Below are 12048 nucleotides of genomic sequence, written 5' to 3'. Positions count from 1 at the left end.
CTTTTTCTTTGTTTTTTACGCATTTAATTAAACAATATATCCTTCTTTTCTTTCCTGAATAGTTTTCAAGAAATTAGGAATGCTATCGGTGATTAGTGAAAATAAGGAGTGAAAAATAATGAAAGCAAAATGGATTTTTCCTTCGGTCCTTTTATTTGGACTGTTAATCGGAGGATGTGCGAGAAATAATGCTAATGAAAATGCTGGCAACAATAATGGAACACAGCCAACAAAAGTTAATTACAACACAAGGGATGCTGTTCCACGTGTTAGAAATGTCGGAGATAATAATGATGTTAGAAATCTCAATCAGGATAACAAAGCAAAAGTAGCTGACAGAGCAGCAGAGAAAATAACAGGAATGAAAGAGGTAGACCGGGCTGTTGTGATTGTTACGAATAACAATGCTTTTACAGCTGTACAATTAGCTGATAACAAGCACCTATCTAACAGTCTGGAAGAAAGAATTTCTAAAAAGATTAAATCCACTGACAAGGATATTGGTCGGGTGTATGTGTCAGCAAATCCAGATTTCTACGAACATATGACTGATTACGGAGACGACTTGCGAAATGGCCGTCCAGTAAAAGGATTTTACGATGAATTTTCACAAATGGTTAGAAGAATTTTTCCGGATTTACAATAAAAGTTAACAGTGGCCTGCGGCTAAAACGAGGGCACTTAAAAAGGCTCCTTAAATGTAAGGCTCTGTTAAATTTGCCTGTTGATTTCCGCTTCAGGTGCTCGCTTTCCGCGGGCGGTTCGGGAGCCTCCTCGGCTGAGCGCCATCTTCGCTCCAAACAACTTAGTTGAAAAATCAACAATCTGCTTTACCATCCGGGTTAAAGCACAGGCACGAACTACAATGAATCCTTGAACCTTGTTGGCATGGAGTTCAAGTATCCATGGTCATATTCACCGTCAATATAAAAAAGATATTAAAAATAATGGATGAAAAAACAAGATACTCAGAGGGAAAAAAGAAAAAAGACGACCTAATTCATTCAAAAAAATGAATAAAAGATCGTCTTTTTTAATTTTTAAAATTTTAATGATATGAAAAATATAAGTTTTTCAGCAGCCTCGGAGAAACCACAGGCTCATTTTGTTATTATTTATCAGTGTTCATTTTGGACTGTAGTTTTTCTTTTGCTGTGGGCCATTCTTCTTTTAACATGCTGTAAACAACGGTATCTCGGACATATCCATCCTTTAAAATACGATCCTTCCTGAGTACGCCTTCTTTTATTGCACCCAAACGGGAAATAGCATTTTGAGAACGGATATTACGTAGGTCTGTTTTCCATTGAACACGGTTTATATTGAGTATTTCGAAAGCATGTTCAAGCAGCAATAACTTACATTCAGTATTTACCTGTGTACGCCATACATCAGGATGATACCAGGTCCACCCAATTTCAAGGCTTTTATTGTCCTCAGAGATATCTAGGTACCGAGTACTTCCTATTATCTGACAGCGTTCTTTATCAAAAATGGTAAAAGGATACTGTGTACCTTTATCTCTTTCAGAAATGGCAGCATTTATGGCTCCCTCTATTTCCTCTTTGGATCTAATCTTTGTTGCCATGTAGGACCAAATAATATCCGGCAGTGCTGCCTGCCATAAGCCATCTGCGTGTTCCATATCCATGGGGGTCAGCTTTACTTTTTCCCCTTCAAGAATAATATTTTCCTTTGAAATAACCAATTCATTCTCCCCCTGTCCAGTATATTATTTATGCAAAAAGACTGCCCGATAATCAAGGCAGCCTTTCTTTTATGCATCAGCGAAGTAATCTTTATAAAAACCGCCGACTTTTCCAGTATTATCAACAATAAAATAAAACTCTTCGGTTTCATTTTTTACATCGTAAACGTTTCCTGGAGTTAATGCATTATTTACAATATACTTTTCAGCGTTTGTATGAATACATTTTACTTTTTTAATGGTTTCACGTTCATGCCAATTTAAGTGAATCATTTTCTGCCACCCTTCAAACAGTGATTATCACTAGTATAAAGAATGAAGCTGCCGTTCTGCAACTAAATTAAAAGAAGATTTTTTTAAAAATGGCAGACGGGTTTTCTTTTTAATCCAATTTATTTTAGCTTCTTCAAAGGTTATTATTTCTCCAGTAAGTACATTTTTAAGGGTGACATACTTAACATTACAGATTTTATCCAATCGTAAAAATTGAAGATTTTCATATCGATTCTGATCATAGGCAAGTTCGTAAAAGCCATTATCCATGGATGTTTTCATTATACATACCCTCTTTCTAAGATCATGGCTTTATCTATTTACCACCTCAACGGCTTGTTTCAAACATTATATATAAACAGAAAGTTCAGTTATTACTTTTACAATTGATTAAAAGAAGTGTAAGTGCCTGTTAATGGGTTGAGAGGATAAAGTCAGAGATTCCTATACAATCAACAACATTTTTTAACCGACACCCATGCAAAAATATTGGCTCACAAAAGAATGAAATAAGGGTTATCCACGCTTATATCTGGGTTGAGACAAAATAAAAAAAGTCAGGTTTCTGTCTCAACCTTTCTCACATCGGAATTTAGGCAGATGCATTTGAAGCCTGCATATGGCTGGCTTTCTAATAATTGGCTCTTCTAAATAAAAATTCACATTATTTTTCATCTCAATTTCTCTCTGCTTTTGAAGCATTTCAGCGATATACATTTGTTCAAACAATTAAATCCTCTCCTTTTTAATATTTCTTTTTCTCTTTATTTTAAGAAAGAATGAAAATAGAAACATTGTAGGAAAGGTTGAATTTAATCAGTCTTTAGACTGAAATTTAATTCGCTCAAAGGTTCAGTAACAATTATCCTCTCTTAGAATGATAAGGACTTCCCCGGAAAAGCTGGTGCTTTTCCTTCGTGCGATGTTATCGCTGACGAAGCCTTCCTTATCCTGTCCGTATTGCTTTCAAAATTTTGTATATTAATTCAGATTAGCAAAAAAAAAGGAACAGCAGCAGCTGGCCCTTTTAAGTAACACACCTGTATTAGTTTAGGAAGAAGAAATATTATGCCTTGTGTAATAATTGCCATAGCGGTACAGTATATCTAAAATTAAGGTCTGATTTTCAAAAATAAATTGAAAACTAGTATTTGTTGAATGACATTTCTTATTGAAACCTATTGCTAATTCCCTGGCAGTCCATTCAATAAAGTCCTCTATCTCACTTTTTTTAATAATACCGGGTTTTGACATGCTTGCATCTTTCGAACGTTTTTGGCTAATATAATTGTCAATCCTTGATAGTATTAGAGTTTCTTTGTTTGAATCTTTTCCAATAGTCATAAGCTGCACTTATCATTCCTTTTATAGATCCTTATTTTTGGACAATAAAAAAGTCAGAAAAGACTATAAATAGTCCTTTCTGACGTATGCCTGGTTTTATACCCGTTCATCGTATCAGAATTTATTGTCAACTTTTCAAGTGAAAAATCTTAAAATTAATTAATCTGCTTCATGATTGGTTCTTTGCCCAATTCATTTTCCAACAGATTCCCACATCTACTAAGATATTCTAACACCTATTGAGAACCTTATCAATACCTTTTCAAATAATCGTTTTCCCTAAGAAATTATTATGGTTTCAGCATAAAAATAGTATAGCTTTTATCCTCTTCAAATTTCCAATCAACAAAATAATCTGTTATCCGAACATTTAAATATTCTTCAAAGTTATTAACGTGCAAATATAACACTCTCTTCTCAAGATTCCTTTTAACTATCTTTAAGGTTTCCTCACAGCCAAAATGAATTAATTCCTTTTCAATTGGAACAAGAATCTTTTCTCTGATAAAAATTAACGTCCGTGGATTAAGCATTAAAGATGTAATCTCTCCAGGAGGTTTTTCTACCTCTTTGCTGACTTGGATCATTTCCTGATTAACTTTTTCCTCGTTTGTGTAACTATTAGTTTGCCCTTCGCTTGCCAGCTCAATATCCTGTGTAACCGCCAAAAACATACCTGTTTTTGCTTCTAAATTCCAATCATAATAGAATTCTATAACTTTTTTTTCAGTTATCAGTTCAATTTGTGACTTAATTTCCAATAAAAGAGTTTCCATCATTAAATCTCTTGTTTTGTGAACAAAAAATGCTTTATCATTCATCATTAGAGACTTTTCCATTGGTGATAAAAAATTGGAAATGTGAAAAACAATAAAAGGGGTTGAAAATGTACAAAAAACATTTCCTGGCCCTCTCCCAAAGTTATCTCTTAACACACGTCCAACAAAACTGCTCATTTCAGTTTCCTTCTTCTTAATTTCCATAAGATCCCCCACCACATAAGATAAGTTAGCTATTCCCTATATTGCACAAAAATAAAACACAATGTTAAGGCCTTCCGTGGTAAAAAAATGAAAGCTGCCAAAAAGGCAGCTTTTATAAATATTTCGCTTCAATTCCTTGAGCAAGCACTTTCGCTTGTTCCCTCAGCCGGAACTTTTGTATTTTACCTGAAGCTGTCATAGGGTATGAGCTAATAAATTCTATATACTTTGGTATTTTATGTTTTGATATTTTTCCTGCGCAATAATCTCTAATCTCTTTGGCATTTAAATTTGCTCCCTCTTTCGGGATGATCCATGCCATTACTTCTTCACCATATACCGCATCCGGGACACCAACAATCTGGACATCCACTATTTGAGGATGTGTATAGAGGAATTCTTCAATTTCCCTAGGATAAATATTTTCTCCGCCTCTTATAATCATGTCCTTTAAACGGCCTGTAATTTTACAGTACCCATTTTTATCCATGACTGCTAGATCACCAGTATGAAGCCAGCCCTCTCCATCAATAGTCTCTCTTGTTGCGGCTTCATTTTTATAATATCCTTTCATAACATGGTAGCCTCGTGTACAGAGTTCGCCTTGAACTCCTCGGGGAACCTCAATATTTGTTCCTGGTTCAACAATTTTCACCTCTACATTAGGAAGAGCCTTACCAACCGATTCCACCCTAACTTCAATTGGATCGTCCGTTCTTGTTTGGGTAATTACTGGGGATGATTCCGTTTGTCCGTATGCAATAGTAATTTCAGCTGCTCCCATCTTTTCTATAACTGCCTTCATAACTTCTATTGGACAGTTGGAACCTGCCATAATCCCTGTTCTAAGAGTAGATAAATTATATTGTTCAAAATCAGGTTCATTGAGCTCTGCGATGAACATGGTAGGAACACCATGAAGGCCGGTACATTTTTCATCCTGGACAGTTTGAAGAACTTTTTTAGGGCTGAATTCCTGAACAGGCACCATTGTTGCCCCAACTGACACACAGGCCATCGTACCGAGAACACACCCAAAACAATGGAAAAAAGGAACAGGAATGCAAAGCTTGTCATTTCTGGTTAGCTTCATACAATTAGCGATATTAAATCCATTATTAACAATATTTAAATGTGTTAACATTACACCTTTTGGAAAACCAGTCGTTCCGGAGGTGTATTGCATATTAATGACATCAGCAGGATCAAGAGAATCAATTCTCTCATCCAACTCTATTTCTGAAACAGATTCACCAAGCTTTAGTAAATCTCCCCAGGAAAATGTGCCTGGATATTTCTTTTCTCCCATTACAATAACATTTTTTAAATATGGAAGACGGCTGCTTTTTAGTTTACCCGGTTCAGATGTCCCTAGCTCCGGTACAATCTCATATAGCATATCAATGTAGGAAGATTCTTTATAGGTATCCATTAAGATAATGGTAGTAGAGTCAGATTGTCTTAGGAGATATTCCAATTCAGCAGTTTGGTAGTTTGTATTCACTGTGACTAGTACTGCTCCCATTTTCCCTGTACCAAATTGAGTGATTAGCCATTCTGGGGTGTTTGAAGACCAAACAGCCATATTTTCTCCCTTTTTAATCCCGGCCTTGATAAATCCTTTTGCTGCTTTCCTGCATTCGTTATTAAATTGACTGTAGGTCCATCTTAAATTTCTGTCAGCATAAACAACTGCTTCATGGTCTGGATGCGATTTCGCCTTTTCTTCTAATAATTTGCCGATAGTTATATCTAATATAGCAGACATTCTTGACCCTCCCTATATATAAAAGTATTCACATAAATGTTATCATATTTATATGAATATTCAATTAATTTAGTATCATTACTTTCAAAAGAGTATTCTGCATAGCCTGCAAAATGCTTCTGATATTATTTATAGACATCTTCGAAATAATGAATAGAATGCGGCAAAGCGGGCTTAAGCTGGACAAGAAAAGGTCTCTCTCCTTTTCGTTTGAGAATACTGTCTAACTTTTTATCTCTATCTGTCTCGAAGAAAATTAATTTTATGTTCCCTGCCCGAATAGTACATTTATTAATACCGTTTTCTTCCTCTTCCTTCACATGTGATTCAAACAGCCTGCCCCAATCCTTAGCAGCACCTTTACTGTTATTTACGACGTAGTGGATTTCTTCAACAGAAGCTCTTTCCTGCCAATTATTCCATACCCCCATCTTTTTAAAATCCAGCCATCTTTCATCATTATTTTTTTCCCATTCTATAAAAAAAGGATAAGGGAGTCTGCTCTCGGTTTGAATAAAAAGCATTTTCCAACGGATGACCATCCCATCATTTCTATTACGCTCTCCTTTATAAATAGGGGAAACAGAATATCCCTTTTTTTCTAATTCGGTTTTTACGGAATTTATATTTGTTGTTCGAAAACAAATTTGCCCCAGCCCCTCATAAGCAGCTATGTCCTTTGTCAGTTGCATAATTAGGGGATTATCACTTTTTGCTGCCGTTACTTCAGAATTAATTGAAAGAAATTCTATATAGGAGAGCCCCAAATACATAAGAGAATTACAGGTGCCCCAGTCCTGATGATTCCCCCCAGGAATAGCTTTTAATCCGAAGGCCTCCCAATCAGACACTGCCTGTTCTGGGTCTTTTTTTAAAAAGTTAACTAAATGATCGAGTTCTATATCCATTATTCTATCTCCTCTTTTCTTGTTTTTTTTGACTATTTTACCATTTCTAGAAAAACCAGAGGATTTTTTAACTCAGCCAAAAGTACCTTTTATAATTTTTTTTAAAAAAGGGGTTTTCAAAAGGCGTAAAAACTATTACAATATTTAAAACTGAATATTCAATCCACTTTTCAGAGGAGGAATGCAAAGTTGAGAATTATGAGTAACGAGCAGTTAGTCGTATCGTATCGGGATGCATTGAAAACCGGAAATGAAAAGGAATGGATTAAATTTTTAAAAGATGAAATTCAACGCCGTGGATTAAGGCCATTTAAAAAACGTTAATACCGAATGGGGAAAGCCGCCGAATAATCGGCGGTTTTTAATTTTTTATCCATGCTATTATTTACAATGATTCTAATTTTAAAAAAGAGGGCTAGTTCTATGGCAATTGTTATTATTACAGCAGGAATTATTTTGGGCTTATTAGCAGGAAAAGCTCTTAAGTATTTTAGCTTTTGCTAATGATATTGAAAACAAGCCCATGATGCTAAAATCCTATTTGTATTGTAATACAAAGGTTCCAAAAAACTACCATAAAAATCTCTGTCCAAGCTGTTCTAAACCGCTGGAATAATATTTGCACTTATGCAAAAAGGCTGCCCTAACAGGACAGCCTTTTTCTAATATCAGCCCAATAGAAGAAAATCTGGATCTTCTAATAGCTCCTTCACTTTTGCAAGGAAACTAACTGCTTCCTTACCGTCTACAATTCTATGATCGTACGAAAGGGCGATATACATCATTGGTCTATTTTCCATTCTTTCTGCATCAATGGCAACTGGACGAACCTGAATTTTATGCATACCCAAAATCCCTACCTGTGGTGCATTGAGGATTGGAGTTGAAAGCAGTGAGCCAAACACCCCTCCATTTGTGATTGTAAAGGTACCACCCTGCAAATCCTTAAGGGATAATTTATTGGCACGGGCCTTTAATGCAAGGTCCGAAATATCCTTTTCAATTTCCGCAAATGATTTTCGGTCAGCATCACGTACAACAGGAACTACAAGTCCTTCTTCAGCAGCTACAGCAATTCCAATATCATAAAACTTTTTAACGAGGAACTCGTCACCGCTAATCTCTGCATTCAAATAAGGGAACTTCTTGAGCGCAGCTACTACAGCTTTTGTAAAGAAAGACATGAATCCAAGACGGACGTCGTTTTCTTCAAAGAATTTATCCTTTCTGCGCTTGCGCAGTGCCATTACAGCTGTCATATCAACTTCATTGAAGGTTGTAAGCATAGCAGCTGTCTGCTGTACTTCTACAAGCCGCTTAGCAATTGTCTGTCGTCTTCTGGACATTTTTTCGCGGATAACTGGCTTTGAATCATTCTCTGCACTTTCGAAAAATGGCTTAGCCGCCGGAGTTGGCTTTGGTTCTGCATTTGGTGTTTTCTGCTGGTTATTCTGCTGAGGCTGGAATGCTTCTACATCTTGACGGCGAACCCTGCCAAGCGGATCAACTGCAGGAACATTCTCAAGGTCAATACCTTTTTCTCTTGCAAGCTTCCTTGCTGCAGGAGAAGCAATTACCTTTTGTTTTCCAGCATCATTATTTGTTTCCTCCTGTGAATTAGCTGCTGCATTTGATTGCTGAGCGCTTTCTTTAGAAGTAACTTTATCGTCAGATGATACTCCCGGCTCTGCATTGGCTGGCATTGGTTCCTGTACGGAAGCCTGATCCCCTGATTCATTAATAACAGCAATGGTATCCCCAACCTGAACTGTATCACCTTCATTAGCGTTCAATTCGGTAAGAGTTCCTGAAAAATCTGAAATGATTTCAATATTAACTTTATCTGTCTCAAGTTCTACAAGGTATTCACCTTTTTCAACATATTCCCCTTTTTTCTTTAGCCACTGAGCAATTGTTCCTTCTGTAATAGATTCTGCGAGTTCAGGAACTTTAATTTCTGCCATTTGATTCTCCCCCTTGTTCACTTCTAGTCAGGCTTTTTTGTAAAATTAAGTTCTGTTCTAGTTTATGGACAGTTGGATCGCCGCCCGCGGGGCTTGACCGCCTTCTGCGTCCAACATATTCAACCTTTATACCATTTGGAGCAGTTTCTTGGATACGAGGTTCAACAAAATTCCATGCACCCATATTTTTAGGCTCTTCCTGAACCCAGTAAATTTCTTTTAAATTAGGATATCGTTTCAAAGCTTCTCTTACCTTTTCCAAAGGAAATGGATAAATCTGCTCCACTCTTAATATATGAAGCCAATCAGTCTGTCCCGCTTCCTTAACTCTCTCCGATAAATCGATGGCAATTTTTCCAGAACAGAGGATAACACGTTCCACATTTTGAAAGTTAGTTCCTAAGCCAGGTTCCTCTATTACAGTGGAAAATTTACCTTCACTTAGTTCCTTTGCAGTAGACATAACCATTGGGTTCCTTAAAAGGCTCTTTGGTGTCATAATAATCAGCGGCCTAACTTCTTCTTGTTTTAAGATGGCTGCCTGCCGCCTTAAAATATGAAAATACTGTGCTGCACTCGTTAAATTTGCGACTGTCCAGTTGTTTTCTGCTGCCAGCTGGAGATAACGCTCAAGGCGTCCGCTGGAATGCTCCGGTCCCTGACCTTCGTAACTATGAGGCAGCAGCATTACAAGACCAGATTTCTGACCCCATTTAGCCCGTCCGGCTGCAATAAACTGGTCGAAAATCACCTGTGCCACATTGGCAAAATCACCATATTGAGCTTCCCAGATAACCAGAGTTTCAGGAGCAAAAACATTATAGCCGTATTCAAAGCCCAGTACTGCTGTTTCTGTTAAAGGGCTATTAAAGAGAGCAAAGGAAGCCTTCGCTTCAGGATATTGCTGAAGTGCGGAAAAACGTTTACCTGTATTATGATCATGAAGCACTAGGTTACGCTGAGCGAATGTCCCTCTTTCTGAATCCTGACCTGTAAGGCGGATTGGAGTCCCGTCAGCGAGAATGGATGCAAATGCAAATGACTCCGCTAATCCCCATTCAGCAAGGCTCTTTTCCTTAAAGGTTTCGGAACGTCTTTTCAGGATTTTCTCTAATTTAGGAAATACACTAAATTCATTAGGCCAATGAAGCAAATGTTCGTTGATTGAATTTAACTTTTCCGCTGGTACACTAGTATCTACTTTCGGCAGACCATGTTCTACTGTTTCCGGCGGTACTGGTACAGAAACTTGATGATCATCCTTTGGAGGTACTTTTTCATATGCAGCTTTCAGGCGTGATTCCACCTCGTTTTGCAGGTTCTTAAAGTCACTCTCGGAAATTCCACCCTTTTCGATTAAGGTTTTAGCGTAAAGCTCCTTAATTGTCAAATGCTCATGAATCTTTGTATACATTAAGGGGCTAGTTGTCATCGGTTCATCCATTTCGTTATGACCATATCTTCGATAGCCGACAAGGTCTATCAAAAAGTCTTTTTGAAATGCTATTCGATATTCAACAGCCAGAATAGAAGCAGCAATACATGCTTCAGGATCATCTGCATTTACGTGTATTATTGGAATTTCAAATCCTTTTGCCAGGTCGCTTGCATATAAAGTGGATCGGGAATCAGAGGATTCCGTCGTAAACCCAATCGTATTATTGCTGATAATATGAATAGTTCCGCCTGTTCTATATCCATTTAGTCTGCTTAAATTTAATGTTTCAGCAACAATGCCTTCACCAGGAAAAGCTGCATCACCATGAATTAATAATGCAAGTGATGATTTAAAATCTCCTCGAGGCTCACCTGAGACCGTCCTGTCCTCCTGGGCAGCCCTTGTAAACCCTTCCACGACAGCTCCGACAAATTCCAAGTGACTTGGGTTATTAGCGAGTGTTACTTTTGCTGTTGCAAGATTTTCCTCTTTTATTTGGCGATTGAGGCCAAGGTGATATTTTACATCCCCAGTCCAGCCATAGTTAATTCCGCTGGAACCTTCAGAAGGAACAAGATCCTTATTAGGAGCATGCTGAAACTCGGAAAAGATTTTTTCATATGGTTTATTTAACACATGTGCGAGAACATTCAAACGGCCCCTATGTGCCATTCCGATATTAACTGTTTCCGCTCCTTCACGAACGGCTTCATAAATCATTTCATCAAGCATCGGAACCATAACGTCCAGGCCTTCTATTGAAAAGCGTTTTTGACCTGCGAAGGTACGATGGAGAAATTTTTCAAAGTCCTCTACTTCGGTTAACCTCTTTAATAACCGAAGTTGCTTATCCTTGGAAAGACCTCTAAATAGATTTCCGCTTTCTGCCTTTTGCTGCAGCCATTTTTTTTCATCTGCACTGTGGACATGATGAAATTCGAACGCAATCGATTTTGTATAGACTTGTTTTAAATGTTTGTAGGCTTCCAAGGCATTTGAAAAAGATAAATTTTGATCTTTTAAGAAAATACTTGGAGGCATGATTTTAAGATCTTCCTCACTAAGGCCGTAATGTTCGAGTGTAAGGTTTTCCTGCTTAGGCCTTTCATTTCCCAATGGATATATTTTCGCTTCTAGGTGACCATATGAGCGAATATTTTCTGCAAGGCGTGCCGCCGCAACGATCTTCTCGAAAGAAATATTATCGGCTTGATAATTTGCTTCACGCAAAGGTACTTCCTCAGCCTTTACAGTTTCAATAGGAAGCTGGTCAAAAATCATTCTCATTTCGGGATCTACTGATTCTGGATTTTCTAAGTATTGTTCATAGATTCCCATAACATAGCCAAGATTTGGCCCATAAAAACTTTCTAGAAACTTTTTACTTTCTTCCCCAGGCCGTTTCAAAACTACCACCCCATTATCTATGTATTTGTAAACTGGCCCTGCCAATTTTTACCCATAGTTTCAATAAACAAAAAAGGCCTGTATACTAATACCCTTTATCTATTAAAACTAACTGGTTATTTTAAAAATATAAAATATTTTTATTCTACAATAAAAAATTATATTACTTTCTCGTGATAGATTCCACTGAAACACATATATTTTTTTCTTGAAAACCTTACCAAGTTCGGTAAATATAAAAAAACCGGAAAAAAT

General features: G+C 37.1%; 12 protein-coding genes. 2 read left to right on the top strand and 10 right to left on the bottom strand.

Going from position 1 to position 12048, the window contains the following annotated elements; all coding sequences use genetic code 11:
• Window positions 1-118: 118 nt before the first annotated feature.
• Complete coding sequence (locus G8761_RS02060; RefSeq protein ID WP_166023129.1) at window positions 119-646, top strand: YhcN/YlaJ family sporulation lipoprotein; 528 nt, start codon at window positions 119-121, stop codon at window positions 644-646.
• Between the two features lie 465 nt (window positions 647-1111).
• Here the strand turns inward: G8761_RS02060 and G8761_RS02055 are convergent, their stop codons facing one another.
• The 8 genes from G8761_RS02055 to G8761_RS02020 form a co-directional block, all read right to left on the bottom strand.
• Window positions 1112-1708 carry a GNAT family N-acetyltransferase gene (locus G8761_RS02055; protein ID WP_243449863.1) on the bottom strand — a complete coding sequence of 199 codons (597 nt, stop codon included), beginning with the start codon at window positions 1706-1708 and terminating at the stop codon, window positions 1112-1114.
• Window positions 1709-1777: 69 nt separating this feature from the next.
• Window positions 1778-1981, bottom strand: a complete 204-nt coding sequence (locus G8761_RS02050) for a DUF6501 family protein (RefSeq protein WP_027321608.1) — start codon at window positions 1979-1981, stop codon at window positions 1778-1780.
• A 30-nt stretch (window positions 1982-2011) separates the two neighbouring features.
• The gene (locus G8761_RS02045) at window positions 2012-2263 is read right to left on the bottom strand and encodes a hypothetical protein (protein WP_166023127.1); all 252 of its coding nucleotides are present in this window, start codon (window positions 2261-2263) and stop codon (window positions 2012-2014) included.
• 288 nt (window positions 2264-2551) lie between these two features.
• Window positions 2552-2710 carry a hypothetical protein gene (locus G8761_RS02040; RefSeq protein WP_166023125.1) on the bottom strand — a complete coding sequence of 53 codons (159 nt, stop codon included), beginning with the start codon at window positions 2708-2710 and terminating at the stop codon, window positions 2552-2554.
• Between the two features lie 321 nt (window positions 2711-3031).
• Entirely contained in the window at window positions 3032-3334 is a 303-nt protein-coding gene (locus G8761_RS02035) for a hypothetical protein (protein ID WP_166023123.1), read from the bottom strand.
• Between the two features lie 281 nt (window positions 3335-3615).
• Window positions 3616-4308: a Na-translocating system protein MpsC family protein gene (locus G8761_RS02030; RefSeq protein ID WP_166023121.1), complete on the bottom strand. Its 693-nt coding sequence runs from the start codon at window positions 4306-4308 to the stop codon at window positions 3616-3618.
• Between the two features lie 112 nt (window positions 4309-4420).
• The gene (locus tag G8761_RS02025) at window positions 4421-6067 is read right to left on the bottom strand and encodes an AMP-binding protein (protein ID WP_420800223.1); all 1647 of its coding nucleotides are present in this window, start codon (window positions 6065-6067) and stop codon (window positions 4421-4423) included.
• Between the two features lie 134 nt (window positions 6068-6201).
• The gene (locus tag G8761_RS02020) at window positions 6202-6984 is read right to left on the bottom strand and encodes a VOC family protein (RefSeq protein WP_166023117.1); all 783 of its coding nucleotides are present in this window, start codon (window positions 6982-6984) and stop codon (window positions 6202-6204) included.
• A gap of 198 nt (window positions 6985-7182) precedes the next feature.
• Here G8761_RS02020 and sda point away from each other — a divergent pair, with 198 nt between their 5' ends.
• Window positions 7183-7308: a sporulation histidine kinase inhibitor Sda gene (sda, locus tag G8761_RS02015; protein WP_420800222.1), complete on the top strand. Its 126-nt coding sequence runs from the start codon at window positions 7183-7185 to the stop codon at window positions 7306-7308.
• Window positions 7309-7652: 344 nt separating this feature from the next.
• Here sda and odhB read toward each other — a convergent pair whose 3' ends face one another.
• Together odhB and G8761_RS02005 are read right to left on the bottom strand one after the other, a co-directional pair.
• Window positions 7653-8948: a 2-oxoglutarate dehydrogenase complex dihydrolipoyllysine-residue succinyltransferase gene (gene odhB / locus G8761_RS02010; protein ID WP_166023112.1), complete on the bottom strand. Its 1296-nt coding sequence runs from the start codon at window positions 8946-8948 to the stop codon at window positions 7653-7655.
• Entirely contained in the window at window positions 8935-11793 is a 2859-nt protein-coding gene (locus G8761_RS02005) for a 2-oxoglutarate dehydrogenase E1 component (protein ID WP_243449862.1), read from the bottom strand. Before G8761_RS02005 ends, odhB begins: the two co-directional genes overlap by 14 nt.
• Window positions 11794-12048: the final 255 nt, after the last annotated feature.

The organism is Neobacillus terrae, from assembly GCF_011393025.1.
GTDB lineage: Bacteria > Bacillota > Bacilli > Bacillales > Cytobacillaceae > Neobacillus_A > Neobacillus_A terrae.
This window is presented reverse-complemented; position numbering and strand designations above follow the sequence as displayed.